Below are 25,407 nucleotides of genomic sequence, written 5' to 3'. Positions count from 1 at the left end.
TCCGGGCCGCTCGTGACCGCCCGTGTGCCCGCTGGTGTCCACCCCGTGCTCCTTCCCGCCGTGGCCCGCTCGCGCCTGCCGAGGGCCCGTCAGCGTAACGGCTGGTTAGCGTCGTTGCCCGCCCGGCGGACGCCACCTAGGTTGTAAGCACATGCTTACAGAGAGGCAGCGATGACGACGGCGGACCACGCACCCCTCGCCTACCCCTTCAACTCCAGCCGGGGCCTGGCACTGTCCGAAGCGTACGGACGAGCCCGCGACACCCCGGGCCTCTTACGCGTCCAGATGCCCTACGGGGAGCCTGCCTGGCTCGCCACCCGCTACGCGGACGCCCGGCTGGTCCTCGGCGACCAGCGCTTCAGCCGGGCGCTGGGCCGCGAACACGACGAGCCGCGCGCCTCCGCCGGCAGGCGGGACAGCGGGATCCTGAGCATGGACCCGCCCGACCACACCCGGCTGCGCTCGCTGGTCGCCAAGGCGTTCACGGTGCGCCAGGTCGAGAAGCTCCGCCCCCAGGTCAGGCAGCTGACATCCACCCTGCTGGACGGGATGGAGGCGGCGGGCCCGCCGGCCGACCTGGTCGACCGCTACGCCCTGCCCATTCCGGTCGCGGTGATCTGCCGTCTCCTCGGCGTGCCCGAGGAGGACCGTCCGCGGTTCCGCGAGTGGAGCGACGCCGCCCTGTCCACCAGCTCGCTCACCGCCGAGGAGTTCCACCGCAACCGCGACGAGCTGCGCGCGTACATGGCCCGGCTGATCACCGGGCACCGCGAGCAGCCCCGGGACGACCTCATGACGGCACTGATCGAGGCACGCGATCACGGCGACCGGCTGTCCGAGCTGGAACTCGTCGATCTGTGCGTCGGCATCCTCGTCGCCGGCCACGAGACCACCGCCACCCAGATCCCCAACTTCGTGCTCACCCTCCTCGACCACCCCGGGCAGCTGTCCCGCCTGCGCGCCGAGCCCGCGCTCATCACGGGCGCGGTCGAGGAACTGCTGCGGTTCGTCCCCCTGGGCAGCGGAGCCGGCCAGCCCCGCTACGCCACACAGGACGTCGAGGTCGGCGGCACCCTGGTGCGGGCCGGGGAGCCGGTGCTGGTCGCCATCGGCGCGGCCAACCGCGACGCGCTGCGCTTCACCGCCGCCGGCACGCTCGACATCTCCCGCACCGGCAACCCCCACCTGGGCTTCGGCCACGGCGTCCACCACTGCCTCGGTGCGCCCCTGGCCCGCCTCGAACTCCAGGAGGCCATCGGCGCGCTGGTCGCCCGGTTCCCCCGGCTGCACCTGGCCGGTGACATCACCTGGAAGACCGAGATGCTGGTGCGCGGCCCCCGCGTCATGCCGGTGGGGTGGTGAGGCGGCGCATGAGCTGGCACCTGCAGGTCGCCCCCGACCGCTGCATCGGCTCCGGCATGTGCGCCGGCGCCGCCCCGGACCTGTTCACCCTGAACGGCGACGATCGCGCACGCCCGGTGAGCGAGCGCATCCCGGAGGGCGACGACCGGGCCCTGGAGGCCTCCGACATCTGCCCGATGCTGGCGATCACCGTCCGGGACGCGGCGGGGAAGGAGATCGGGCCCCGGGAGGAGTGAGCCGCCCTCCCGGCGCCCGGCGGACCCGCGGACCGCTGCCGCCCCTCCTGGGCGGCAGGTGCCGCGGAGCCGGCGCCCGGCTCCCGCGCCTCCGCGCCCGGGCCGGTGAACCCGGGGCGGAGGGTGGGCCCCGTCCCCCGGACAGCCGCGCTGTCAGTGGCGGCTGGAAAGCTGGACGGCATGAATGGCGACGATGAGCAGCTGCTGCGCGGCCGCGTCTACGGCACCGACCACGACCACCCGGGCCCGCGCCCCGGCCAGACGTACGCCGAACTGGTCGGCGGTCCACTGGACGGCCTGCTGCTCGACATCACCGGCTGGACGGCCGAGGAGATCGGGGCCGGGGTCTCCCTCCCCACCGAGCTGGGGGCGTTCGGCGCCGGCGGGCGCGCACTGTACGACCCGCGCCCCGGCGACCGCGGCCGCTTCGACTGGTCCGGCGACTGCCCCTGACGGCGCCCGCCACCCGTGCGGGGGCCGTCGGGCAAGGACCGCGAGCCGGTGTACCGCCGGCGACGCGCAGGGCGCGGACGTGACCGGCCTTTCGGCCCTGCCGCAGCCGCTGCGCTCACCGCCGTCCGGCGGCCCGACGCGGCCGCCGGAGGGCGCCGGCACGGGGACCCGTCCGTCCCCGACGACTCGGCGACGGCTCGGCGACGGACGCCCGGCCGGCAGGGCCCGCCCGCACCGCCCTCAGCCGTCGACGTGCACCCGGTAGGCGAGGGCGGTGACCCGGAGGTCGCCGCTGTCGACCCACTGCGGGAACCCGAGGGTCTTGTGGCCGGTCGCGGCCGGCGGGGTGATCTGGAGGTACGCGGCGTGGACGGCGTCGGGCGTGCCGGTGTTGGCGTGCGTCCAGGATATGACCGCCTCGGCGCTCTGCCCCTTCCGGAGGGTCAGCGTGGACTTGGCGGGGCTCCTGGTGTACCAGGTGTCGCCCCAGTGGGTGGTCGAGTGCAGCGTCCGGTGGGCGGAGTCCTCCAGGCCGAGGCCCGGGTACCCCCGCAGCAGGCAGGTGCGGGCGCTGGTGTTCCGGAGCTTGACCACCACGCCCTGGTGGTTCATGCCACCGGCCAGGCTCTCGCCGAACGAGGCGCTCAGGCCGGACACGGAGCAGGTGGGCGTCGCGGTCGCGGTGGCCGCCCCGGCGGCCTGCGCGGCGCCCGCGCCCGCGACGCCCAGTGCGGCGACGGTGGTCGCGGCGAGCGTCGCGCGTACGAGGTGCGGGCGGCGCCGGCCGGTGCGGGTGGCCGTGGCGGTCCGAGGCGTGCGGCTCTGGTGCTGGGTCATGATGAGCGTTCTCCCCTTCGTTTTCGGCTCTTGAGTTCGCCTTCCCCCGGTGAGATGCCGCACGTGCGGAAAAGGTTCGCGGTAAGTGCGGAAAAGGTTCGCGATCCCGGCCCGTCCGGCGGCATCGCGCCGCCCGCGCGACGTGCCGGTGCCGGCGGACGCGGTGGCGGGCCCCGCGCCCCTCCGGCCCGAACGGGGGGCCGGGTGGTCCGGCACGCGGGCACGGGCGCAGCGGCGGACGCCGGCGGGTGCACCCGACCACCGGGCCGGGCCAGCCGGAGGCCCGGAACCCGTCTCCGGCCACCGGCTGTCGTCCGACACGGAGGCCGGCCCCGGGACCGTCGGCCTGCTGCCCTTCGAGAAACACCTCGGCGCCCGGCCCCGCGCGGGGCCGGGCGCCGACGCCGTCGCAGGAGCCGTGGTCCGGCGTCCGGCCCGTACCGGCTGCTGCCCGGGTCACCGTCGTCCCCCCTCGACGGTGACCCGGGCAGCACGCGGGGGCGGACCGGTCAGGAGGCCGTACAGGCCCCGATCACCGGTGCCGCGGAGCTGCCGTTCTTCATGACGGTGAACCCGAAACTGGTCGAGGCGCCCGCCGACAGCGTGCCGTTGCCGTTCGGCCGCATCGTCATGACGTTGCCGCTGCTGTCCCAGGTGGGGGAGCCGTTCCAGGTCGTGGAGATCTTCTGCGGGGACGTCAGGGTGACCGTCACGCTCCAGCCGCTGATCGGCGCCGAGCCCGCCGTGACCGTGACCTGGCCGTTGAAGCGGTCGCTCCACTCCTGGGTCCTGGTGTACGACGTGCTGCACGTGGCGCCGGTGCCGCCGCCCCCGCCGTCCCCGCCACCGGAGCCCGAGCCGCCGAGGGCGGACAGGACGGCGTCGTAGGCGGGCTTGTTGTTGTAGTTGGAGTCGAACAGCAGGGGGGTGCCGCTGCTGCGCCAGGAGTACTTGTCGGTGATGCCCCACACGGTCAGGCCGGTGCAGCGGCTGACCGCGAGGCAGGCCCGCACCACGTTCGAGTAATTGGTGGCCTGCGCGGTGCCGGAGCCCTCGATGTCCAGTTCGGTGATCTGCACGTCGACGCCGAGGTCGGCGAAGCGCTGCAGGTTGGCCTGGTAGTCGGACGGCACCGGGGAGGCGCTGTTGAAGTGCGACTGGAAGCCCACGCAGTCGATGGGCACGCCACGGGACTTGAAGTCCTTGACCATGTTGTAGACGGCATTGCTCTTCGCGTTGACGCCGTCGGTGTTGTAGTCGTTGTAGCAGAGCTTGGCGTTCGGGTCGACGGCGCGGGCGGTGCGGAACGCCTCCTCGATGTAGCCGTTGCCCAGCTTGTCCTGGAACGGCGAGCTGCGCCGGGCACCGCTGCCGCCGTCCTGGAAGGCCTCGTTGACCACGTCCCAGGCGTAGATCTTGCCCTTGTAGTGCTGCATGACCTGGGTGATGTGGTTGTTCATGGCCGTGCGCAGGTCGGTCGCCGACAGGCTCGACACCCATGACGGCAGCTGCGAGTACCACACGAGCGTGTGCCCGCGGACCTTCATGCTGTGGGCCTGCGCGTGGCTGACGATCTGGTCGGCGGAGCCGAAGGTGAACGTGCCCCGGCTGCTCTCGGTGGCGTCCCACTTCATCTCGTTCTCCGGGGTCACCGCGGTGAACTCCCGGTCCAGCGTGCCGGCGTAGGCCGACTCGCCCAGGTGGCTCACGGCCACGGCGGTGCCGAAGTAGCGTCCCTTGCCGGCCGCGGCCGAGCCGAGCGTGTCGGCCGCGGCGGCCTGGTGCGCGAGGGCCGGGATCGCCGCCGCGGCGAGCAGGCCGACCGCGGCCGCGCTCAGCGCGGAGCGGACACCGCCCCGTCCTTTTCTGATCATGGTCATGACATTCCTTTCGGTGGTCGTGCGCGGTGGTCGCCGCGCACCGAGGGGCGGCGAAAGTTTCGAATATGTTACCGAATTGCTTCGCAGACCATACGAACACCGATGGGCCGGGTCAACCGTTTGCGCGTCGGTCGAGGGCGGATGTCCGAACGTGGGCTCTTTCGTGACTGCCGCCGTGCGTACCGGTGTTGGAGTGGTTGACGCGGGTCCGTCCGATCCCTGGCGTGTCGCGACACCTTCCGGAAATTCCTTCGAAAGTTTCGAAAGCCCAACTCCTCCGGCAGCCGAAAGGGCGCCGACATGCCCCGAGGCCCGGGGCTCGGGCGCTCACCGGCCGCCCCCGCCGCCCAGGCCGGCCCGCTCACCGAGGTGACCGGTTCGGGCGGGAACCCGGCAACCCATGCAGGTACGTCCACCGGCCGGACAGCGCGTCGGTCCACCCCGCGCCGCTGCCACCCCGGACCACTGCACCGGCTCCGGACCCGCCTTCCATCCGGGCACCGGGTTCGCGTCCCCGGCCGACCGGTACGGCTTCTCCCGGCCGACCGGTACGGCTTCCTGGTCGGCCGCCCGCGGCGGGGGCTGTTTCGGCTTCCGGGCCACGCACACCGGCGACACCGGCAGGCCCGCGTCGTCCACCGTCAACGGCGCCGCCCGCCGGGCGGCTTGAGCGCGCGGGCACCGCCCGCAGGTGTCCGCCGCGGTCATGCCGGTGTGGAGGCGGGGCACCAGCACAGGCATGAGGGCGAGGACGAGAAGGCACCTGCTGCGCTTGACCGCCGTACTGGCGGCGCTACCCGCCGCCGTGTCGTGCGCGGGCCACGGGGACGAGGGGTCCGGCGGCGGGGCCGGGACGGAAGCCCCGGTCTTCGGGGCACCGGGGAACAACCTCATCATCACCACCGACGACGGGCTGCGACTGCGCCCCACCGACGGCGACCGGGCCACCGTGGACGACCGCGTCGAGCACCGCTGGTCCCACCGCGACCACACCTGGACCCTCGACCTGTCCTGCGCCGACCGCAGCCCGGACGGGGGTCCGTGCCCCCGTATGCCCCGGGTCGGCGTCCCCGGCGGAGTCGGCGTCACCGTGACCGCCCGCAACGCCGGCATCGACGTCGCGGGCATCGCCGCCGCCCTGGACCTGACGACCGTCAACGGCGACGTGACGGTGACGCGTTCCGGCCGCGGCGCCGCCGCGGTGCGGCTGTCCACCCACAACGGCTCGGTGCGCACCTCCGCCCTCGCCGCGGGCCGGCTGACCGGCGCGACCACCAACGGGGACGTCGTCCTGGCGTGTGTCACCGCGCCGTCCGGCGTCACCGCGACCACCACCAACGGCTCGGTCGACGTCACCGTTCCGCACGACAGCCCCGCGTACCGGGTCACCGCGGGCACCGAGAACGGCCGCGCCACCGTGGCCGCCCCCGCACGGAACACCGGTCGCGGCCCCGCCATGACACTGACCACGGTCAACGGCGACGTCGACGTGCGCAGGGACTGAACCCGGCGCCGGTCACGGGCCGGAGCGGGCGGACAGGAGCCGACCCGGCGGCCACCCCGTGCGCCACGCCGGTCGCGGGGGGCGTGGCGGCGGTGGGGTCGGGGCCGGCCGCCGCCGGGCACGACAACGGCCCGGACCGCGGTTCGGTACCGCGGTCCGGGCCCCGGAGGGCGGACAAGGCCGTGGGGGAGCCCGCACCCGCCCGGTTCGGCAGGGTCAGCCCGCCTTCTTCACCTCGGCGAGGGCCTTGGCCAGGCCGTTGGCCCACAACTGGTTGACCCGCGAGCGCTCGGTGGCGTTCGGGTACCGGTTGGTGCAGGACGGGCCGGGGCCGCCGCCCGACATCAGCTCGCTGCACGGGCCGCTGTAGTGGTCCGGCAGGCCCAGCACGTGGCCGGTCTCGTGGGCGGTGACGCGGATCGAGTCGTACTGCTGGTTCTGCGCGTAGTCCAGGAAGATGTAGCCGCTGCCGTGGCCGTTGGTGGAGGCGTAGGACCCGCGCGAGTCGTTGCCCTCGTAGTAGTTGAAGTCGCCGCTGCCCGACGTCGCCTGGAGCTTGACGTTCGTCACGGAGCTGTTCCAGATGGAGGCGGCGCTCGATATCTGGGTACGGAAGCTCGGCGCCTGGGAGGCGTTGTAGTAGACGGTCACCGCCTTCAGGGACGGCTGGCCGGCCTGCCGCTTCGCGACCGACTTCAGCACGGCGTCGAAGAACGCCTTGTCGGCGGTGCCCTGCGCCGAGCCCACGTAGCCGGCGGTGACCGAGCGGGCCGGGGCCGGGGCGGTGCCCTGCGCGCTCGCCGGGCCGGCGGTGCCGAGTGCGGCGGAGGCCAGGCCGAGGCCGAGCGCGAGGGCCAGGAGTCTCCTGGGGTTCTTCGAACCGTTGCGCGTGCGGAAGGATGCCATGGGGGGACTCCTACTCGTCCTGTGGGGTCGAACGGTCGGTTGCCAGTGAGTCTCAGGCAGGCCGACGGGAGCGCGGATGATGGCAACCGGGGATAACACGGGACTATCGGCGGCCGACTCGTTCACTTCCAGTCGGATTTGAACATCTGGTGCCATGCCGCGCGCCGCCCTACGCTCCCCCCATGGAGCTCGAGGTGAGGCACCTGCGCGTTCTCTGCGTCATCGCCGACACCGGCAGCCTGCACAAAGCCGCTCGGCAACTCGGCATGGCACAGCCGTCGTTGAGCACCCAATTGCGGCGCATCGAGCACGCGCTCGATGCTCAGCTGTTCGTGCGCAACCGGACCGGCTGCCGTCCCACCCCGTTGGGGCTGGCGGTGCTCAGCCGGGCCAGGCCGCTGGTGGCGGAGTTCGCGGCGGTCGTCACCGAGACCAGGGCGGCGGCCGCCCGGGCCGCCGGCGGCTTCCACCTGCGCATCGGCGCCACGGCGAGCCGGGCCATCCCGGGCTGGCTGCGTCGGCTGCGGGCCCGGGTGCCGCGCATCGAACCGACGCTCCAGATGGACGTGTCCGCCAACTCCCTGCTGACCATGGTCGCCGCGGGCCGGCTCGACGTGGCCTTCGTGCACGAGGTCGAGGGCAGTCCGCTGCGCATTCCGCCGGGCCTGTGCCTGCGCGTACTCGTCGAGCGCGAACCGCAGTTCGTCACGCTCGCCGCAGATCATCCGGCGGCGTCGCGGCGGCAGGTGCGGCTCGCCGACCTGGCCGGCGACCGCTGGATGGTCGACTCCACGGTCGACGGCGAGTGGGACGCCCTGTGCCGGGCGCTGCGCGCGGTGGGCCTGGAGTCGGAGATGCTGCACGGCGACTACCTCACGGCTTACTCACTGGCCGCCACCGGTGAGGTGGTCACGGTCAGTCAGCCCATCGCCCACCCCCGCCCCGACCTGGCGATCCGCCCCCTGGAGGGCGACCCGATCGGCGTACGCCTGCTGCTCGCGGCCCGTACGGAGGACGATTTGGAGGACGCGTACCCGGAGCTGGAGAAGTCCTACTGGGCGGCGGCCCGTGAGGCGCCGGCCTACCGGGAATGGCTGGAGCGGGCGCGTCCGCGCGCCGAGCCGGAGGTCCCGGACACGTGCGGCACACCGGACGCGTGCCGCGACCTGCGCGCGGAGCCGGCGCGGTGGAAGCGGCCCGTGGCGGCCGGTCCGCGAAGACCGTAGGGCCCCGGGCCGGCCACCACGGGCCGCTCGGCGGCAGGGCCGGCCCGGAGCGCCGGTCCGCCGGCGGCCGCCCGGCCGGCCCGCCCGGCGTTCGCGGAACCGCGGCCACCGGCCGGGTCCCTGCGCGCGCAGGCACCCCCGAAGGCCCGGTCCCGAACCACTGCACTCCGCTCCACGAGCCCGCCCCGCACACCCCCGACGCGCACGCGCCGGGAGCAGCGCGCCGGGCCCGCCGGGCGCCGGCCGGCGTGGACGGTGTCGACCTGCCGGCCGGCCGGGACGGGGGGCGTGCCCGCGCGGGCCGGTCCGTCCGCTAGCGCTGCTCCGCGGAAGTCCGTGGAGGGGTGGTGGTCGGGCTGCCTTGAGTGGGGTGCCTTCGTAGGTCCACCGGTAGGGCTTGGCGGTCTCGTTGTGCCCGATCGTGTATGCCTCCAGCTTCTCGATCAGGTCGTTGCGGCCGGCGAGGTCGCCGTGCCGCACGACCCCGCGGGTCAGGGCGGAGAAGAACAGCTCTGCCTGATTGAGCCAAGAGGCGTGCGGTGGGGTCCAGCGGACCTGCCCGCGCGGGTGCAAGGCCAGCCAAGCCTTGGTGCGCTTGGCGGTGTGCGAGGGGCCGTTGCCGAGCACGATGTGGACCTCGTGCCCCGGGGCGATGACGGCGTCGAGTTGGTCCAGAAAGCCGGTGGAGGTCACCGCGTCGTTGCGCGTGATCACCTCGGTGAGTACTTCACCGCTGCGAACGTCGAGTGCCGCGACGAGGGAGGCGGTGCCGTGACGCCGGTACTCGAACTCCTGCCGGACGGGTTCTCCCGGGCGCGCGGGGCGCCCGGGATACCGGCGCGAGCGGGCGGCGATCGCGGTCTTCTCGTCGATCGATGGCACGACTGCCCCCCTTAGGCGGTTCCAGATGGAGAGCGCACACGTCGGCGGCCCGCTGCCAGAAGTCGGGGGTGTCCCGGCGGGTGAGCCGGCCTCGGACCTTGTGCGGTTTCAGCTCCAGGTCCGCCAGGATCCGGCCGACCTGGGAGGCAGACACCGACGCGAAGCACGTGCTGGCCACCCGTTGCGCGATGGCCCGATGCGACCAGGTCGCCTCCGGGTGCGGCGGCTCGCTCGTCGCGGTGGCCACGACCGTCATGCGCACCGCTGGCCCGTAGGTCCTCGGCCGTCCCGACCGTTCGGCATCTCGAAGGCCGGCCGGCCCACAGGCGGCGAACCGTCCCCGCCACTTGCGCACCGTGTTCGTACTGATCTCCAGCTCCCGGGCGATGGCGCCGTTGGCGAGCCCGTCCGCTGCCGCGAGCACGATCCGGGCCCGCAACACCGCCCGAACCTGAGACTTCGCAGAGGTCACCGTCCTCGAACGCCTCGATCGAAGCGAACCTCTGGATGATCAGCAGTGGTCCGTCGGCATCGCCGTGTGGTCGGTGTACCGAGTGGTGCACAGGCACCCCGGTTCGGCGCGGATCTGCGGAGCGAGTTCGGCCAGCACCTCGAGGAGGTCCTCGCGCCGTCCGTTCCTGGGCTCCATCGTGGACACGGCAACGACCGCGCCGGTCCTGATCGGCTGGTCGCCCTGGAGCACTGCCAGCGCCTCGTCTGCCTCGACCCGACTGCGCAGCCGGATCTCCAGGCCGCCCACTGTCGCTGCGGCCGAGGCCGCGACGGCGACCGCACCGACCTGCTCGGCACTGACCCAGTCCGGATCGCCGGAGTCGACCAGGCGGGTCCTGACCGGCCCGAGGACCAGGGCGAAGACCCGCTGCTGTCCTGCCACCTCGGCCTCGACCACCTGCCGCATCATCAGCAGGGCGGCCTGCTCCATGCTGACCAGGCCGCTACCGGGAACTGGCGTGAACGCGGAAGCCCCGACGATCAACGTGTAGGCGCCGCGGGCGTCCAGCCTGGGCAGGAAGGCCCGCAGGACGGCCACGTGCGCGGTCGCGAGCCCGACGAAGGCGTTCTGCCAGTCGCTCTCGTCGATCTCCCAGAGCCGCTTGCCGGCCCACCACCCACCGATCGGGGCCACCACGTCGTCGACACCACCGAGCCTGCGCTCCATCTCCTCGGCAAGCTGCTCGGCGCCGGCGAACGTCGTGTAGTCGTGAACCGCCAGGTGCAGGTGGTCGGTCGCCGCGTCACCGAGCACGCGCCGGAACTCCTCCGCCCGCTCCTGGGTGCGGGTCGGGACAACGACGTCCGCACCGGCGGCGAGGTAGCTGCGGACGACACCCTCTCCCACGGCTCCCGTGCCGCCCGGAACGACGACCCTGCGACCGGACAGATCGGGAAGAGCATTGTTGCTGTGCATGAGATGACTCCTCGGGAGCGGTGCGGGGCAGTCGACCGGCGGTCCTCCACTGACCCCACTTAAGCGTTGGCCAGGCCAACGTTGGCTAGTCCAACATAACAGGTGTGTGTTGGGTTGGCCAACGGTTAGGATGGGGACATGGATCACGCATTGCAACCCCCGGCCCGACTGCGTGAGCTCGCCAGCTGGCAGGCGGGCAAGGTGTCGACGCTCGGCGCTCGGCTGACCGCGCAGCGCATGCCGCTGAGCGCCCGCGCCGACTTCGCCGTCCTGGCGGCACTGGAGGAGTACGGGGCGCTCAGTCAGGCCGAGATCGGCCGCCGCCTCGGCCTTGACCGCAACGACGTCAGCGGCATCCTCAACCGCCTGGAAGGCTGCCGCCGGGTCGACCGGCAGGCCGACCCCGCCAATCGGCGCCGCAACGTCGTCACCCTCACCGCCGCCGGAAGGCAGCACCTCGAGGAACTCCAACAGCACGCCGATGCCGTCCAGGCCGAACTCCTCGCCGGCCTCGACGCCGCGGAACGACGACAGCTTCACTCCCTGCTTGCCAAGCTGCTCGACAGCCACAAGCCGCAACCGGCTTAAGGTGATGTTGACGAGTGGGGTACCAGCCGCTATGACGGCTGGTACCCCACCCGTCAACGTCACCCCAACTTGGCCCGCAGCGACAGCAACCGGGACAACATCCTGCCCAGCGGACTGCACGCTGGCTCTCCTGAGAGAGCTCTCTACTGCGCAGATGGCCTCTACCTCGGCGGATCGACCATCCGATCAACACCCCTCCACGGACTTCCGCGGAGCAGCCCTAGTAGGGCTTGGTCAGGTCCGTATGGGTGTGGGCATGTCGCGGTGGCAGGTGGGGCAGGCGCCGGTCCAGGTGGCCAGGGGTGTCTGCAGCTCGCGGACGACCTGGTAGAGGCTCAGGCCGGCACCGGATCTCTTGGGTCTCGCGTCAGTCGCTGCAGCGCGCAGAAGGCATGGGCGGCGGAGACGAGGGTGACGTGGTGGTGCCAACCGTTCCAGGTGCGGCCCTCGAAGTGGGCCAGGCCCAAGGCCTGGAGTGCCCGGACCCATCCCGGCGACCTCGACGCGGTCGCCGGTCGCCGGGACACCGCGTCCCCTGGCGCCGTGCGCGTCCCGCACGACGCCGTCGTCGGACCGCAGGGGCGGCGCGGACCCCCGCGGGTGGGCGGCGAGGCCGTCCCGCGGGTGCGGGGCGGGACGTACACGGTCAGGACGAAGGGCGCGGCCGTGTTCTGCCGTGTCACCGCGCAGGGATCCCTGCGGGGTGGGGAGCTGGCCCTCGGCCCAGTCGACGTCCGCGGGATGCGGCCGCACGCCCCGGGTGGCGTAGCCGGGCGAGGTGGGCAGGACGCCCGGCGACTGGTGGGTGAGCGCGGGCGGCACGCCGGTCGACCAGCCGTGCGCCATGCTCGTGCAGGTCCCCTCGTAGAGCGATCCGCCGGGGCCGCTGCCCTCCCGGTTCGTGATCCCGGGGTCGTGCGCGTCCATCCAGCCGTGGGTGTGTCTGATCTGGTCCAGGGCCGAGCCGGCCCGGCCGGCCGTGAACCGCGCCACGATCTCCGGGTAGGAGGGGAAGGCGTGGACGCGCTCGGACGCCCCCGCGAAGAGCGTGTCGTTGTCCACGAACGCGTTCCCGTAGTCCCGCTTCGTCGTGGCGTCCAGGCGGGCGAGGGCCGAGGCCGCGCGCTCCGCCGGGGCCACGCCCGTGGTGATGGCGAGCGCGTTGGCGTCCTGGGCGTGGCGCACGGCGTCCGTGGCGGAGTCGAGGTAGGCGCCGGCCGCGCCGTCCCACAGGTGCCGGTTGATCGTGTCGGCGACGTCCGGGGCCCGTCGGCTCCGGCGACCGGCGTCGCTCTCGTGTCCCGGCCAACGCGCCGTCCGGGCACCGTCGCTGAGCGCCTGGACGTACAGGGCGTTGTGGTAGGTGACCCGGCCGGAGCGGGGGAGGAGGGCGTAGTCGCCGTAGCCGCCCGTGCCGTTGAGCCCCTTGCTCAGCGGGCCGGTCTCGTCGGTGACGCCCGGGCACCGGTCGTCGAGCACTTTGAGCAGGGCCGGGCAGTGGCGCGTCGCGTGGGCGCGGTCGCCGGTGTACAGGGCGTGGTGCCAGCTGCACGTCACCCACCACGGCGGACAGTCGAACAGGGGGAGGGCGTAGCCGGAGATCGAGACCGGTGGTGTCCAGCCGTCGGACCGCTGGTGCTCCGCGGGGTCCGCCAGGACGTTGCGGGCGGCGTCCGCGGCCTCGGCGTGCGTCAGGTGGAGGGTGCGCGCGGCGACGGCGAGGTCGCCGACGTGGGGGGCGCGGTCGCGCTTGGCGCCGTCGTGGAGGACCAGCCGTCCCTCCAGGGACTCGATGACATGGGAACTCATCCTCGCGATTGTTTGAATCGATTCAAACGCGGCGTGCGGGGAGGCGCTATTACAGATCCGGCTGTGGCGTACGGATACGTGACGGCGTTGTCGGCGGACGGTGCGGCGGCGCTCCGGCGGGCGGCGTGCCGTCCGGGGGCCGCCGGGGGTGGGGCCGCGGGGCCGGCTGCGCGATCGGGCGTCTCGCGGGCCGGGCCGCGGCGCCCCGGCCGGGCGCCGCGGCTGCGCTTCCATCGGGACGCGTGGTCCGGAAGGAGGGCTTTCGGCCACACCGGTGGGGGTGTTGGGGCGGGTGGCGCGGGCGACTCCGCTGTGCTCGGCCGAATGCCGTGCCCAAGGCTCCGCGCGGCGCACCGTCGGCGGACCCGGCTGGTCCTGCATCCGGAGCGGGACCGGGTCGCCGGACTCCCCGCCGCCGCACGGACCGCTCGATCACCCTCCGTAATCAAAGGTGGATTTTACATTTTCTCCTCTCTAGTCCGTTTTTTACGACCGAAATGCCCCTACGGGAGGAGCCTTCGTTCCTGGCACGGTAAGTCGTGCTTCGAGCTGTCCGTCGTCCGGGTCAGCTCCCACGAAGAGAAACGGGGACCGATGAACCTCTCACGTACCGCCGCGACCGCCGCGACCGCCGCAGCGCTGCTGCTGGGCTCCCTGGCCGCGACCACCGCCTCCGCGTCACCCGCGGGCGACGCCCGGCTCCGGGAGAACGTCGCGGCGTTCAAGGCCGCCCACCCGAACGCGCAGCAGATCGACGCCGACACCCTGAAGATCCCGGGCGGCACCGTCACCATCACGGGCAAGGGCGCCGCCGGCACCGCCGCGATCGCGTGCGGCAGCGGCCACCTGTGCATCCAGGACGGCCGCGGCCAGGTCTACGACTACTACCGCTGCGGCTACTACAGCTTCAACGGGATCGGGGACGGCGTCTTCAACAACAACCAGACCTCCGGCACGCGAGCCCGGTTCTACAACTCCGACGGATCGGAGCGCTGGTCCAACGTGGCCAAGGCCACGGGCACCGCCTCGTGGACCCCGGTCTTCTACATCCGCCCCTGCTAGGACCCCTCGTTCGGACCCCGCCGGGCCCGCGGGGTCCGACCCGATCCGAACCGAGGACCCCAGGGGTACGACGGCGGCCCCGTCCCGGCGCCGTCCGGGACGGGGCCGCCGTCATCCGCGAGCGGGCCGCGTGCGCCCCTTCGGGCCCGGACCCGCCCGCAGGACAACCGGTGGCCGGTGCCCGCCGCCATAGCGCAGCGGTCGCCGCGCCGGACCCCGGCGGTGCACCCCCGGCGATCGGCGGCCGGCGCTCACGCGGGCGTCAGGTCACGGTCGTGCACGGTGCGCAGTGTCGCGCCCGTGCCGGTCTGCTCCAGCCGCAGCCGGGCCGAACGCCCCCGCAGGGTCAGCGTCATCAGCTGGTTGCCGAACCACGGGCCGCCCTCCTTGCGCCAGGTCACCGGCGGCCGGGAGCAGCGTCCGTGCCGGGCCAGGGCCCGCCCCAGCAGGCGGGCCGGAGCGCTCCAGCCGAAGCGGAAACCGAGCCGCATCGACAGGGGCACGGAGTTGTGCACGGGCGAGCAGGTGAGCTGGAGGACGGGGATGCCGGGTCCTCCGGACGGCCAGGAGGCCCGCGCGACGTAACCGTGGTGCACGTCTCCGGACAGCACGCACACGCTCGCCGGGCCCTCCGGCGCGGCGGCGGCCTCGGCGATCAGGCCGGCCAGGTCGGCGAAGGACCGGGGGAAGGCGGCCCAGTGCTCCAGATCGGCTGCGCGGCGCAGGTACTCGCCGAAGCGGGCCCAGCGCCGCCCGCGCCGGCCGGCGCACAGGGCCGCGTCCCAGGCCTCGGTGTCGTGCACCAGGTGCGGCAGCAGCCAGGGCAGGGAAGTGCCGATCAGGAGGTGGTCGTACGCTCCGGTGTCGGCCAGCACCTGCTCGCGCAGCCAGTCGGCCTCGCCCGGGTCGAGCATGGCACGGCGGTCCTCCTCGAGGACCCGGGCGGCCCGCGAGTCGACCATCACCACCCGGGTCCGGCCGAAGTCGCGCCGGTAGCTGAAGCGGACCGAGGCCAGGTCGGCGTCGGCCTGCACGGCCAGGGCACGCACCGCCTCGGTGCCGTCCGGTGCGGCGCACACGGCGGCGTAGGTCGGGTCGCCGGCCAGCTCGGCGGGGGAGAGGTTGCCCAGGTGCTGGTGCACCCAGTACGACATCAGGCCGCTGACCAGCCGTTTCTGCCACCAGTCGGTGGTGCGCATGTCGGCGAGCCAGGCGGCGGAGGTGTTCCAGTCGTCGACGATGTCGTGGTCGTCGAAGATCATGAAACTGGGCACGGTGGACAGCAGCCAGCGGATCTCGGGGTCGAGCCAGGACTCGTAGTAGAGGTGGCAGTACTCCTCGTAGTCGGTGACCTGGCTGCCGGGGTCCTCGTCGAGATCGCGGCGGGTGGCCAGCCAGCGCTGCATCTCCTCGGACGTCTCGTCCGCGTAGACCTGGTCGCCCAGCAGCAGCAGGACGTCGGGACGCTCGGCCCCGGGATCGGCGGACAGGCGGGTGGCGAGGGCGTCGAGGGCGTCGGCACCGATCGGGTCCTTGCCGTCGGCCGGGGGCGCGGCCCAGCGGCAGGACCCGAAGGTGACCCGGACGGCGTCGCCGGCGGCGGGGGTCCGGATGACGGAGGGCGGGAAGCGGGAGTCGGGCAGGGGCCACACCGGGCTGCCGTCCAGGAACACCTCGTACGACGGTGAGGTGCCCGGCCGCAGCCCGTCCACCGTGACGAGCGCGTAGTGGTGCCCGGCCACCTGGAAGGTGGCGGCCGTGCCGCCCGCGCCGTCGGAACAGCGCACCTCCGCAGAGCAGGGACCGCTCGTCTCGACCCAGACGGTCGCGCACGAGCCGTCGGTGTACCTCAGCAGTGGACCCAGGCGCAGTTCGGCCACGGTGATCGCCCTCCTGTCTTGCACGTACGGTAAAGAAGGACCGAGGAGACCGTACAGGGCTCCGCGGCCGATGGCCGCCCCCAGGCCCCACAGCGGCTACCCCGTGGCGGACCGGACTTGCACCCGGCACCGGTGCCGCTTCCCGCGCGCTTTCCCCCGCGCGCCGCGCGTCTGGGTCCGCCCGGTGTGGGCACGCGGTGAATGACCGTGGCGGGCGGCCCGTCACGGCGGCCCTTGCGGGCGGCGGAGCGGGGAGAGGCGGTGTCGTGGCCGAGTACGAGCACGAGTACGAGCACGAGGGCGGGGACGTGACGAAGGGGGAGCAGACCCACGGCACGGGGGACGGGAACGACCTGCTGCGGGGCCTCGAGGTGGACGACCGGCAACCGGAGCGGCCGGTGCTCCTGGACGCCGGTGGCCGGCCGATCGAGACCTGGCGCGAGAACCACCCCTACGACCGCAGGATCGGCCGGCGCGAGTACGAACGTACCAAGCGGATCCTGCAGATCGAACTGCTCAAGCTGCAGCGCTGGGTGAAGGACACCGGCCAGCGGGTCGTCGTGGTCTGCGAGGGGCGCGACGCGGCCGGCAAGGGGGGCACCATCAAGCGGTTCACCGAGCGGATGAACCCCCGCGGGGCCCGCGTGGTGGCACTGGAGAAGCCGACCGAGCGCGAAGCGGGACAATGGTACTTCCAGCGGTACGCGACCTACCTGCCGGCCCGCGGCGAGATCGTCTTCTTCGACCGCTCCTGGTACAACCGGGCGGGTGTCGAACGGGTCATGGGTTTCTGCACGGAGACCGAGTACCGGCAGTTCCTCGGCCAGGCCCCGATGTTCGAGCAACTGCTCACCGACGACGGCATCCTGCTGGTGAAGTTCTGGTTCTCGGTGTCCCGCGCCGAGCAGCGCACCCGGTTCGCGATACGCCAGGTCGACCCGGTGCGCCGCTGGAAGCTCTCCCCCACCGATCTGGCCTCGCTCGACCGCTGGGACGACTACACCGCCGCCAAGGTCGAGATGTTCCGGGCGACGGACACGGCGCACGCGCCGTGGACGGTCGTGAAGAACAACGACAAACGGCGGGGCCGGCTGGAAGCGATGCGCAGCCTCCTGGACCGCTTCGACTACCCGGCCAAGGACCACGCGGCCGTGGGCAAACCCGATCCGCTAATCGTCGGCGCGGCGGACACCCTGCTCGAACCGGGCGAGGAACCCACGACCCTGTCGCCCACCCCGCTGGCCGGCCCCGGCGGCGAACCCGGCAACCACCCGGACCCGCGGTGACGGCCGGCCGGCGGGCACCCGTGAGCGGGTGACGCGGCACGGGACCGGGACACCTGCCCCGGCTCCCGCGGCGTCAGCGCGCCGGACAGGGCCGGAGCCCGTGCGGACGGGGGCCGTGCGGGCAGGGGCCCCGAGGGCTGAATCGCCCGCGGCAGGGGAGACGGTAAGCCGGGCCCCGCGAGCGGCGGGCGCCCCGGCGCGCACGTACGCCGCCGCTCTCACACCGACGAGGAGAAGACCAGGCCATGGGGACGGTGGTGCACGTCCCGCAGACGCGGGACATGATCGGGGACGAGCTCTCCGGCGACGAGGCCTTCACCGCGCTGCGGCACTACGGAAGTGTCCGACTGCTGCTCGACGCCTTCTCCCGGTTCCGCTACGCCGACGGCTTCACCAACGCGCGCGCCCTCGGCTTCCAGATCGTGCTGGGCATGGTGCCGTTCACCATCGCGCTCGTCGGCCTCGCCTCGGCCGCGCACACGGAGAGCGTGGGACGGATCATCGAACTGACCCTGGGCAGGATCGTGCCGGGTGCCAGTGCCGAGGTGATCGAGGACGCGCTGCGCGGCACCCGCCGCGCGGCCGGCTCCGACAGGTGGGGCACCGTGGCGCTGTGCCTGGGCCTGGTCTTCTCCGTCGTCAACCTGGCCTCGGCCATGGGCCAGGTCGAACGGGGCGCCAACCGCATCTACGGCGTCGAACGGGACCGGCCCCTGCCGCAGAAGTACGGCAGGGCCGTGCTCCTCGCCTTCGCCGCCGGCGTCCCCATGGTCCTGGGCTTCCTCGCCCTGGTCGCGGGCGAGGCCGTCGGCGCCTCGACGGCCGAGGCGTTCGGCTGGTCCCGGCCGCCGGGCTGGTGGGGCGCCCTGGAGATCCCGGTGGGAACGGCCCTCGCCTGGATCGCCTCCGCCGTCATCTTCCGCTGGTCGCCGCGGAGGGACCAGCCGGGCTACACCTGGCTGGCGTTCGGCTCCGCGGTGCACCTGGTGCTCTGGGTCGTCGCCACCTGGCTGCTGACGCTCTACGTCTCCCGAAGCGGCTCCTTCGGTGCCGTGTACGGCCCCCTCACGGCCTTCGTGGCCCTGCTGCTGTGGGCCAACCTGACGGGCGTCGCGCTGTTCCTGGGCATCGCGTTCGCCGCCCAGCTGGAAGCGGCGCGGGCGGGCCTGGGCCGTGCCGTCAACCCCGACCCGGGCCCCTGACACCGGCGAACGTCAGCGGCCGGCCGCGGACGAGCGGCCGGCCGCTGACGACCTGCGGAGCGCGTGCGATCAGGGCCCGACGATCCGGCGCAGGTTGTCCACGGAGCCGCAGCCGGCCTTCAGCTGGCGCTCCCGTTCCTCCCGGAAGGCCACGCCCAGCTCCTCGCGCCGCCGCATCGCCACGTTCTCGCGCGCGCCGTTGAGGATGGTGCGCTCCTCCTCGTCGGCGTGGTGGGTGACGGCCTCCACCAGCTCCTCCAGCTTCGAGTCCCATTCCTCGGAGCCGACCTCATCGACCTCGAGGAGGGCCAGGAGGGCTTCGTTCCCCTCGTCGTGCTCGTGCTCGCCGTGCTCGACCTCTTCGTCGTCGATGTTCTTGTAGCGCTTGAGGGCCGGATAGACCTCGGCCTCCTCGGCCAGCGCGTGCGCGACCAACAGGTCCGCGAACTCCTCCAGCGCGGCGGCTCGGTCGGCTTCGACGCTTCGCATCAGGCGGAAGAGGTCCTCCATACGCCGGTGGTCCTGAAGGATGAGCTCGACGACATCGTGCGTTTCGGGCATGACCGGGATCACTTTCGTGCAGGGGAATCGGGCCACTACCGGCTACCCCCGCCGACCGCACTGATTGCTCCCGTGTTCCGCGCTCACCGCACCCGGCGGTTTCCGGCCGGTTTCCGGGGCGGGGGAGTGCTCACGGGTGGCGGTCCGCATCCCGGACGCGGCCGGTTCCCGAACCGCGGTAGGGCGGGCGCGTTCCGGGAACCCGCCCGCCAGGAACACCGTCAAGGGCACGAACAGGGTGAACGGCATGAGCGACCCGAACGCGCAGGAGGACCAGCGGGCGTCCGGCCGGCGCACCGTCGACCGGCTCGTCCCCGTCTGGCTCCGGGAGACCGAGCAGCACGACCCCGACGCCGCCCGCCGGGCCCGCGAGAGCTGGCGGGAGGGGGAGCTCTCCCCCGAGGCCGCGCAGGACCTGGCCATGTGGGTGACCGCCAGGATCACGGACACCGGCTTCAACGAGGACGAGGGCCCCGACGTCGCCGGTCCGGCCCGCATCACCCCGGCGGACAAGGAGGACGTCCACCAGTGGCTGGCCGAGCAGGGCCACCGGATCTGAAGCCCCGCGACCCGCCCGCCACCCGGTGCCCGCCCACGCGCCACCCGCGCCCGGACGCGGCTACCCGCGGCCGCGCTCCTCCGACTCCTCCTCCCCGTCCTCCTCGTTCGCCCCGGCCACCCCCTCCAGCGGCTCGCCGCCCGCCGTGCCCCACCCGGGCCGGTAACCCTCCGCGGCACTCGCCGTTCCCGGGACCGTCCGCTCGCGCGGCTGGCTCTCACCGCCCGAGCGCGCCCCGGACTCACCCTCGTCGCGTGCGCGTTCGTACCCGCCCACCGGGTCGTCGGTGTGCTCCGTCACGTCCGTCCCCCGCATCCTCGAACCGGCCCGCCCGGGTTCCCGCACGCCACGGCAGGGAAACGGCGGCACGCCCCCCCGGCCCCCGGTGCGCCCGGCACGGTCCCCCGCCCACGGCGCCCGGACGGCGAGCGGGCGATTTCCCGGCCCGTTCGGCCCAGCCCGCGCCGTGCCCGGCAGGCCGCGGTGCAAGGCTGGAGCCAGCGGTGGCGGATATGGATCCATGAGTGCGCGCCCGCACGAGTGGCCGGCACCCCGGCCGGGTACCCGCCGGTCGCCACTGCCGCGTTCCCGCCCGGCGGCAGGCACAATCCGAAGGAGCCGAAACACCATGACGGACGTAGCCAGCAGCGGCCCCGAGCCCGGAGACGACCGGAAGACCCTCACCAACAGGCAGGGTCACCCGGTCTACGACAACCAGAACCAGCGCACCGTCGGCGCTCGGGGGCCCGCGACCCTGGAGAACTACCAGTTCCTGGAGAAGATCAGCCACTTCGACCGCGAGCGCATCCCCGAGCGCGTGGTGCACGCGCGGGGCGTGACCGCGTTCGGCTACTTCGAGGCGTACGGCGCCTGGGGTGACGAGCCGATCAGCCGCTACACCCGCGCCAAGCTGTTCCAGGAGCGCGGCAAGCGCACGGAGCTCGCCGTGCGCTTCTCCACCGTGATCGGCGGCCGGGACTCCTCCGAAGCGGCACGCGATCCGCGCGGCTTCGCGGTGAAGTTCTACACCGAGGACGGCAACTGGGACCTCGTCGGCAACAACCTGGGTGTCTTCTTCATCCGTGACGCCATCAAGTTCCCCGACGTCATCCACGCCCTCAAGCCGGACCCGGTGGACTTCGAGCAGAAGCCGAACCGGATCTTCGACTTCATGTCGCAGACCCCGGAATCCATGCACATGCTCGTCAACCTGTTCAGCCCGCGCGGCATCCCCGCCGACTACCGCCACATGCAGGGCTTCGGTGTGAACACGTACAAGTGGGTCAACGCCGAGGGCGACACCGTACTGGTGAAGTACCACTGGATGCCCAAGCAGGGCGTGCGCTCCATGACCGAGGAGGACGCCGCGAACGTCCAGGCCGACTCCCTCGGCCACGCCACCAAGGACCTGTACGAGGCGGTCGGGCGCGGCGAGTACCCCGAGTGGGAACTGCTCGTGCAGATGATGGAGGACCACGAGCACCCGGAACTGGACTTCGACCCGCTGGACGACACCAAGACCTGGCCCGAGCAGGACTTCCCGCCCAAGCCGGTGGGCCGGATGGTGTTGGACCGCATGCCCGACAACTACTTCGCGGAGAACGAGCAGATCTCCTTCGGCACCGGTGTGCTCGTCGACGGACTGGACTTCTCCGACGACAAGATGCTCATCGGCCGCACCTTCTCCTACAGCGACACCCAGCGCTACCGCGTCGGACCCAACTACCTCCAGCTCCCGGTCAACCAGGCGAAGAACGCCGAGGTCCGCACCAACCAGCGCGACGGACTGATGACCTACCACGTCGACGGGGGCGGGGAGAACCCCCACGTCAACTACGAGCCGTCGATCCGGGGCGGCCTGCGTGAGGCGCAGTACCCGATGCACGACGAGCAGGGCCCGGAGATCCGCGGCCGGCTCACCCGCAAGCGCATCCCCCGCACCAACGACTACCAGCAGGCCGGTCAGCGCTACCTGCTCATGGAGCAGTGGGAGCGGGACGACCTGGTGAAGAACCTCGTGGGCCAGCTCTCCCGGTGTGACCGGCCCATCCAGGAACGCATGGTCTGGCACTTCCTGCTGGTGGACAACGACCTCGGCCTCAGGGTCGGCGAGGGCCTCGGCATCCGCCCGGAGGACGTCGCGGACCTGGAACCGCTGGCCAGTCAGGACCTGACCGCGGAGGACAAGGAGCGGCTCTCCAACCTCGGCAAGAACCCGCCGCGCGACGTCGAGGGCATCACGATGACGCACTGCGTCCCCGACGAACGACACATGGTGACCCGCTGAGCGACCACCGCGCCGGTCCGCCGGACCGGCGCGGGCGGCTGCCGTCGCAGCGGTGCGGGCGGCGCCACAGCAGGGGCCTCCCGGAGGGCACGAGCAGGTCGTGGTCTCCGAGGGGCCCTTTTCCGTGCCGCGCCCGGCCCCGGCCCGGCCGTCCCGGCCCGGCCGCCCCGAGGCGGCCGGGCCGGGGCCGGGCGGTTCCGGCGTGCGGAGGGACCGTCAGCCCAGCACCTCCTGGACGTAGGGCACCAGCCGGACGGGGCCCGTCAGCCCGTACGCCTGGCGGGCGACGGCACCGAACACGGCCGGCTGGGCCACCCGGAGGCGGTTGATGAGCGGGGTGGCCACCTCGACCTCGATCACGTTGTCGCCACTGCGCAGCCGCCCGCCCAGGTCGACGACCGGGTGGAGCCGGTCGGCGGGGGCCAGGGGAGTGCCGTTGACGGTGACCCGGAAGGTGTCGCTGACCTGGCCCAGTTCCAGGTAGGCGCCGTGCGACGACGTCCAGTCGGAGGGCAGCACGACGGTGGTGCGGTAGCGGCCGATGCCGGCCGAGTCGGCCAGGTCCGGGATCTGCGACCAGGGCAGCAGGGCGTCGAGGCGGAGTGTGCGCCGGACGATCTCGGTGCTGGTCGGCCCGGCGCCGGGACGCCAGTCCTCGACCTCCAGCTGCCAGCGGGCGGGGGTGACGGGCTCGGGCACCCGGGGGACGGTGGTGGTCACCGTACGGCCGTTCGACAGCTCGGTGGTGCAGGTGCCCGCCGTCGTGGTGCGCACGGCGAGGCCGCGGGCGGTGAACAGCACGCGCTCGGCGTCCCCGCCCACGGCGTGCGGACTGTCTCCGTTGCGGTCCCCGAAGAGTCCGGGTCTGCCGAGGGCGATGACCGTGGCCTGACCGGGTTCGAGGGTGACGCGCACGGTGATGCCGTCGCCGTCCTCGGTGTAGCGGCCGATGCGGGCCGCCTCGCCCGTCCACGGGTCGAGGAGGTAGGGGACGGTGGTGCCGCGCCGGGTGCGGCGCAGGGTGATGTCGTGGTCGATCGTCGCGACCGGCGGTTTGACGGTCTCGGCGTGCTTGCCGTTGCACAGGTAGTAGAAGTCGGTGTCCCCGCTGACGCGATGGGCGTTCAGCAGCGTGGACGGCGTCGCGTAGCGGGCGTCCGGGGCGACGCCGAGGGCGGCCAGGGCGTCCCCCACGGCCGCCTTGTCGGTGACGGCGGTGACGTGCGGCAGGGCCAGGAGCCGGGCGAGGACGTCGCGCAGCTGCTCCGTCTCGCCCTGGTCCGGCACACCGGGGGTGAGTGCCTGGTCGAAGGCGCCGAGCAGGACCATGGGCAGCCCCGCCGCGGCCAGCCCCAGCAGTTTGCGGGCGTCCGCCAGGGCGAGCGTCGGGGTGGAGCCGTAGAAGAAGTCCCCCTCGACGAAGAGGGCCTTGTAGGCGGGGCCGTCCGGGGCGAGGCGTCCGTCGGAGACCCGGGCACCGGGCAGGTCGAGGAGCGGCCCGCTCAGGAATTGGTGGGTCCAGCCGAGTGGTACGCCGGTCGCGGTGAACCAGGAGGCGCCGATGCCGGTGGCGGTGTAGCCGGTCTGCCGGAAGACGGCGACGTCGGCGCGCGGGCTGCCGGTCTGCAGGACCTGGTGCACACGGCCGAGGTAGCCGGCGACGTCCTCGGCGTGCCGCCAGGTGGGCTGCCGCGGCCCCCAGGACTCGCCGTAGCCGGAGGCGCCGTTGTACGGGCTGAAGGCGGCGAAGCCGGGCCAGCTCACTCCCGGGGCGGTGGCGTAGGAGAAGCCGTGCACCACCGTCTGGTTGACGCCGGCCGCGTAGGCGCCGCCCATCGTGCGCAGGAAGCGGTCCCAGGTCGTGCTGTACGCGGACCCGGTGTACGCGCCCGACTCGCAGGACAGCACCGTGTGCCCGGCCATGTCGCGCCCGCCGGCCAGGCAGCGGAAGTCGTCCAGGTTCTTGAACCCGAGCGACTCGCCCTCGGGGATGTCCAGGATCGCGGCGGAGGCGATGGCGTCGGTCTGCAGCCCGTACGGCTGCGAGCGCAGCGCCATCCCGTGCGAGTGCGCCCAGTCGCGCAGCGCGGTGACGTGGTGGGTGTTGAAGAGCTGGGAGACGGTCTCCCAGAAGTCGTGCCGGATCTGCCGGGTGACCTGCGCCTCGAAGGCGAAGACCTGGTTGCCCTTGTCCAGGACGAGGGCGGGCAGGTAGGGCAGCAGCGAGTGGCCCGTGTGCTTCTCGAAGGCGTCGGGCAGTGCGGACGTCCACAGGAGGGCGTCGGTCTCCAGCTCCACGGAGTCCTCGAAGAAGGCGCCGCCCGCCGCCCTGAGCAGCCGGCGCACGGTGCCGGTCAGCACGGCCCGCTCCCAGAAGCCGGTGACGGCGGCGGTGCCGGCGGGGCTGAGGTGGTCGACGACGTAGGCGGCCGGGGAGGAGTGCGGGCCGGACTCGGGCTGCTGTGCGGTGCCGCGCTGCCAGTGGGAGAGCAGCACCCAGTCGCCGTCCGCGGGGGCCGTCCAGGCCAGGGCGCCGTCGCGGACGGTGGCCGTGAGGTCGCGGACGCTGGCGAGGTCGAGGCCGGTCTCCTTGCGGGTGGCGTTGGCGGGCTCGACGCGGACCGCCTGGACGGCGAGCAGGTTGCGCCGGGTGACGCCGGAGGCGGCCGTGCGCACGGGCTCGGGGACCGGCCCCTGGTAGGTGGCACCGGCGGCCACGAAGACGCGGCCGTGGGCGAGTTCCTGGGCGGCGGCTTCGTCGTCGGGGGTGACGCCGGGGACGGCGACGGGCCAGCTGGGGCCGAGGGTGAGGTCGATGGTCAGGCCGCGGCGGGCGGCCTGGCGCAGGGCGGCCTCGACGCCCTCGCGCCACGGCGCGCTGCCCCAGCCGTGGTGCGCGGTGTCCAGGACGGACTTGTCCTTGACGCTGTGGTGGACGGCGGCGATCTCGGCACCGCCGAAGCCGGCGTCCGCGATCTGGTCGATCTCCCGGGCGATCTCCGCCGGGTCGACCAGGCCGTCGGGCCACCACCAGCGGAACTTGGGGCGCACGGAGCGCGGTGCGGCGGCGAACCAGTCGTCGGACGGGTTCCCGGCACCGGCCGACGGGAGGGCCGAGGCGGCGCCGGCTGCCGGGGCACCGACCGCCGTGAGGGCCACGGCGGCGCCGGCGGCCAGGGAGGCGGCCAGTACCGCGCGCCGGGAGGTCCCGCCACGCTGCGGGATGTACTTCTGCATGTGTCGCCCCAAGTGCTCGGTGACGCTGCGAACAGGTCGTCCGGATCGAATCAGGGGTTGAATCGTTTCAATTCCCTGTAAACGCCGGAACGTTAAGCCGGGGATCGGAAGAAGGTCAAGAGGTCGTCGGACAGTGGCTTTCCGGCCACTGAGGGGACCTCCGGCCGCTCTGCGCACAACTGCCGTGCCTTCGCAGCCCCTTGACCCCGACCGGCGCAGGC

20 protein-coding genes and 4 pseudogenes are annotated in these 25,407 nt (G+C 73.1%); 12 read left to right on the top strand and 12 right to left on the bottom strand.

Annotated elements, in window-relative coordinates:
- Positions 1–171: 171 nt before the first annotated feature.
- From QQY24_RS02270 to QQY24_RS02260, 3 genes are all read left to right on the top strand, one after another.
- Positions 172–1,362, top strand: a complete 1,191-nt coding sequence (locus QQY24_RS02270; protein WP_301970957.1) for a cytochrome P450 — start codon at positions 172–174, stop codon at positions 1,360–1,362.
- A gap of 8 nt (positions 1,363–1,370) precedes the next feature.
- Positions 1,371–1,598 carry a ferredoxin gene (locus QQY24_RS02265; RefSeq protein WP_301970956.1) on the top strand — a complete coding sequence of 76 codons (228 nt, stop codon included), beginning with the start codon at positions 1,371–1,373 and terminating at the stop codon, positions 1,596–1,598.
- A gap of 180 nt (positions 1,599–1,778) precedes the next feature.
- Positions 1,779–2,051, top strand: a complete 273-nt coding sequence (locus QQY24_RS02260) for a hypothetical protein (protein WP_301970955.1) — start codon at positions 1,779–1,781, stop codon at positions 2,049–2,051.
- A 240-nt stretch (positions 2,052–2,291) separates the two neighbouring features.
- On the opposite strand, the gene QQY24_RS02255 is transcribed toward QQY24_RS02260, so the two are convergent.
- Both QQY24_RS02255 and QQY24_RS02250 read right to left on the bottom strand, forming a co-directional pair.
- Positions 2,292–2,888 carry a DUF4232 domain-containing protein gene (locus QQY24_RS02255; RefSeq protein WP_301970954.1) on the bottom strand — a complete coding sequence of 199 codons (597 nt, stop codon included), beginning with the start codon at positions 2,886–2,888 and terminating at the stop codon, positions 2,292–2,294.
- Between the two features lie 509 nt (positions 2,889–3,397).
- Positions 3,398–4,762, bottom strand: a complete 1,365-nt coding sequence (locus QQY24_RS02250) for an endo-1,4-beta-xylanase (protein WP_301976109.1) — start codon at positions 4,760–4,762, stop codon at positions 3,398–3,400.
- Between the two features lie 406 nt (positions 4,763–5,168).
- Between QQY24_RS02250 and QQY24_RS02245 the strand changes: the two genes are divergently transcribed.
- Together QQY24_RS02245 and QQY24_RS02240 are read left to right on the top strand one after the other, a co-directional pair.
- Positions 5,169–5,438: a hypothetical protein gene (locus tag QQY24_RS02245; protein WP_301970953.1), complete on the top strand. Its 270-nt coding sequence runs from the start codon at positions 5,169–5,171 to the stop codon at positions 5,436–5,438.
- A gap of 102 nt (positions 5,439–5,540) precedes the next feature.
- The gene (locus tag QQY24_RS02240; protein WP_367657973.1) at positions 5,541–6,272 is read left to right on the top strand and encodes a DUF4097 family beta strand repeat-containing protein; all 732 of its coding nucleotides are present in this window, start codon (positions 5,541–5,543) and stop codon (positions 6,270–6,272) included.
- A gap of 216 nt (positions 6,273–6,488) precedes the next feature.
- On the opposite strand, the gene snpA is transcribed toward QQY24_RS02240, so the two are convergent.
- Positions 6,489–7,178, bottom strand: a complete 690-nt coding sequence (snpA, locus tag QQY24_RS02235; protein WP_301970952.1) for a snapalysin — start codon at positions 7,176–7,178, stop codon at positions 6,489–6,491.
- Between the two features lie 182 nt (positions 7,179–7,360).
- On the opposite strand from snpA, the gene QQY24_RS02230 reads away from it, so the two are divergent.
- A complete protein-coding gene (locus QQY24_RS02230; RefSeq protein WP_301970950.1) occupies positions 7,361–8,404 on the top strand; it encodes a LysR family transcriptional regulator in 1,044 nt (347 codons plus the stop codon).
- Between the two features lie 486 nt (positions 8,405–8,890).
- Here QQY24_RS02230 and QQY24_RS34670 read toward each other — a convergent pair.
- The 3 genes and pseudogenes from QQY24_RS34670 to QQY24_RS02225 form a co-directional block, all read right to left on the bottom strand.
- A pseudogene (locus QQY24_RS34670) lies at positions 8,891–9,286 on the bottom strand (transposase); the annotation flags it as partial.
- 136 nt (positions 9,287–9,422) lie between these two features.
- Positions 9,423–9,728, bottom strand: a pseudogene (locus QQY24_RS34665) (helix-turn-helix domain-containing protein); the annotation flags it as partial.
- A gap of 69 nt (positions 9,729–9,797) precedes the next feature.
- Complete coding sequence (locus QQY24_RS02225) at positions 9,798–10,715, bottom strand: SDR family NAD(P)-dependent oxidoreductase (RefSeq protein ID WP_301970949.1); 918 nt, start codon at positions 10,713–10,715, stop codon at positions 9,798–9,800.
- A 138-nt stretch (positions 10,716–10,853) separates the two neighbouring features.
- Here QQY24_RS02225 and QQY24_RS02220 point away from each other — a divergent pair, with 138 nt between their 5' ends.
- A complete protein-coding gene (locus QQY24_RS02220; RefSeq protein ID WP_301970948.1) occupies positions 10,854–11,303 on the top strand; it encodes a MarR family winged helix-turn-helix transcriptional regulator in 450 nt (149 codons plus the stop codon).
- Between the two features lie 335 nt (positions 11,304–11,638).
- On the opposite strand, the pseudogene QQY24_RS02215 reads toward QQY24_RS02220, so the two are convergent.
- Positions 11,639–11,785: pseudogene (locus QQY24_RS02215) on the bottom strand (IS701 family transposase); the annotation flags it as partial.
- 655 nt (positions 11,786–12,440) lie between these two features.
- Positions 12,441–13,112 (bottom strand): annotated as a pseudogene (locus tag QQY24_RS02210) (alpha-L-rhamnosidase); the annotation flags it as partial.
- A 594-nt stretch (positions 13,113–13,706) separates the two neighbouring features.
- On the opposite strand from QQY24_RS02210, the gene QQY24_RS02205 reads away from it, so the two are divergent.
- Positions 13,707–14,174: a hypothetical protein gene (locus tag QQY24_RS02205; protein ID WP_301970947.1), complete on the top strand. Its 468-nt coding sequence runs from the start codon at positions 13,707–13,709 to the stop codon at positions 14,172–14,174.
- A 251-nt stretch (positions 14,175–14,425) separates the two neighbouring features.
- Here the strand turns inward: QQY24_RS02205 and QQY24_RS02200 are convergent, their stop codons facing one another.
- Positions 14,426–16,054, bottom strand: a complete 1,629-nt coding sequence (locus tag QQY24_RS02200; protein WP_301970946.1) for an alkaline phosphatase D family protein — start codon at positions 16,052–16,054, stop codon at positions 14,426–14,428.
- Positions 16,055–16,362: 308 nt separating this feature from the next.
- Here QQY24_RS02200 and ppk2 point away from each other — a divergent pair, with 308 nt between their 5' ends.
- Positions 16,363–17,340, top strand: a complete 978-nt coding sequence (gene ppk2, locus QQY24_RS02195) for a polyphosphate kinase 2 (protein ID WP_301976107.1) — start codon at positions 16,363–16,365, stop codon at positions 17,338–17,340.
- Between the two features lie 245 nt (positions 17,341–17,585).
- Positions 17,586–18,542, top strand: a complete 957-nt coding sequence (locus QQY24_RS02190) for a YihY/virulence factor BrkB family protein (protein WP_301970945.1) — start codon at positions 17,586–17,588, stop codon at positions 18,540–18,542.
- Positions 18,543–18,611: 69 nt separating this feature from the next.
- On the opposite strand, the gene QQY24_RS02185 is transcribed toward QQY24_RS02190, so the two are convergent.
- Positions 18,612–19,103: a hemerythrin domain-containing protein gene (locus QQY24_RS02185; protein WP_301970944.1), complete on the bottom strand. Its 492-nt coding sequence runs from the start codon at positions 19,101–19,103 to the stop codon at positions 18,612–18,614.
- A gap of 247 nt (positions 19,104–19,350) precedes the next feature.
- On the opposite strand from QQY24_RS02185, the gene QQY24_RS02180 reads away from it, so the two are divergent.
- The gene (locus QQY24_RS02180) at positions 19,351–19,662 is read left to right on the top strand and encodes a hypothetical protein (RefSeq protein WP_301970942.1); all 312 of its coding nucleotides are present in this window, start codon (positions 19,351–19,353) and stop codon (positions 19,660–19,662) included.
- A gap of 60 nt (positions 19,663–19,722) precedes the next feature.
- On the opposite strand, the gene QQY24_RS02175 is transcribed toward QQY24_RS02180, so the two are convergent.
- Complete coding sequence (locus QQY24_RS02175; protein WP_301970941.1) at positions 19,723–19,962, bottom strand: hypothetical protein; 240 nt, start codon at positions 19,960–19,962, stop codon at positions 19,723–19,725.
- 328 nt (positions 19,963–20,290) lie between these two features.
- Between QQY24_RS02175 and QQY24_RS02170 the strand changes: the two genes are divergently transcribed.
- Complete coding sequence (locus QQY24_RS02170; RefSeq protein ID WP_301970940.1) at positions 20,291–21,949, top strand: catalase; 1,659 nt, start codon at positions 20,291–20,293, stop codon at positions 21,947–21,949.
- Between the two features lie 216 nt (positions 21,950–22,165).
- On the opposite strand, the gene QQY24_RS02165 is transcribed toward QQY24_RS02170, so the two are convergent.
- Positions 22,166–25,186 carry a glycosyl hydrolase gene (locus QQY24_RS02165; protein WP_301970939.1) on the bottom strand — a complete coding sequence of 1,007 codons (3,021 nt, stop codon included), beginning with the start codon at positions 25,184–25,186 and terminating at the stop codon, positions 22,166–22,168.
- Positions 25,187–25,407: the final 221 nt, after the last annotated feature.

The sequence above is a fragment of the Streptomyces sp. TG1A-8 genome, from assembly GCF_030499535.1.
Classification (GTDB): Bacteria; Actinomycetota; Actinomycetes; order Streptomycetales; family Streptomycetaceae; genus Streptomyces.
This window is presented reverse-complemented; position numbering and strand designations above follow the sequence as displayed.

What these genes read in the sequence shown, in the direction of transcription:
- QQY24_RS02270 (WP_301970957.1), top strand. Translation starts at nt 172, where the DNA reads ATGACGACGGCGGACCACGCACCCCTCGCCTACCCCTTCAACTCCAGC.
- QQY24_RS02265 (WP_301970956.1), top strand. Translation starts at nt 1,371, where the DNA reads ATGAGCTGGCACCTGCAGGTCGCCCCCGACCGCTGCATCGGCTCCGGC.
- QQY24_RS02260 (WP_301970955.1), top strand. Translation starts at nt 1,779, where the DNA reads ATGAATGGCGACGATGAGCAGCTGCTGCGCGGCCGCGTCTACGGCACC.
- QQY24_RS02255 (WP_301970954.1), bottom strand. Translation starts at nt 2,888, where the DNA reads ATGACCCAGCACCAGAGCCGCACGCCTCGGACCGCCACGGCCACCCGC.
- QQY24_RS02250 (WP_301976109.1), bottom strand. Translation starts at nt 4,762, where the DNA reads ATGATCAGAAAAGGACGGGGCGGTGTCCGCTCCGCGCTGAGCGCGGCC.
- QQY24_RS02245 (WP_301970953.1), top strand. Translation starts at nt 5,169, where the DNA reads ATGCAGGTACGTCCACCGGCCGGACAGCGCGTCGGTCCACCCCGCGCC.
- snpA (WP_301970952.1), bottom strand. Translation starts at nt 7,178, where the DNA reads ATGGCATCCTTCCGCACGCGCAACGGTTCGAAGAACCCCAGGAGACTC.
- QQY24_RS02230 (WP_301970950.1), top strand. Translation starts at nt 7,361, where the DNA reads ATGGAGCTCGAGGTGAGGCACCTGCGCGTTCTCTGCGTCATCGCCGAC.
- QQY24_RS02225 (WP_301970949.1), bottom strand. Translation starts at nt 10,715, where the DNA reads ATGCACAGCAACAATGCTCTTCCCGATCTGTCCGGTCGCAGGGTCGTC.
- QQY24_RS02220 (WP_301970948.1), top strand. Translation starts at nt 10,854, where the DNA reads ATGGATCACGCATTGCAACCCCCGGCCCGACTGCGTGAGCTCGCCAGC.
- QQY24_RS02205 (WP_301970947.1), top strand. Translation starts at nt 13,707, where the DNA reads ATGAACCTCTCACGTACCGCCGCGACCGCCGCGACCGCCGCAGCGCTG.
- QQY24_RS02190 (WP_301970945.1), top strand. Translation starts at nt 17,586, where the DNA reads ATGGGGACGGTGGTGCACGTCCCGCAGACGCGGGACATGATCGGGGAC.
- QQY24_RS02185 (WP_301970944.1), bottom strand. Translation starts at nt 19,103, where the DNA reads ATGCCCGAAACGCACGATGTCGTCGAGCTCATCCTTCAGGACCACCGG.
- QQY24_RS02180 (WP_301970942.1), top strand. Translation starts at nt 19,351, where the DNA reads ATGAGCGACCCGAACGCGCAGGAGGACCAGCGGGCGTCCGGCCGGCGC.
- QQY24_RS02170 (WP_301970940.1), top strand. Translation starts at nt 20,291, where the DNA reads ATGACGGACGTAGCCAGCAGCGGCCCCGAGCCCGGAGACGACCGGAAG.
- QQY24_RS02165 (WP_301970939.1), bottom strand. Translation starts at nt 25,186, where the DNA reads ATGCAGAAGTACATCCCGCAGCGTGGCGGGACCTCCCGGCGCGCGGTA.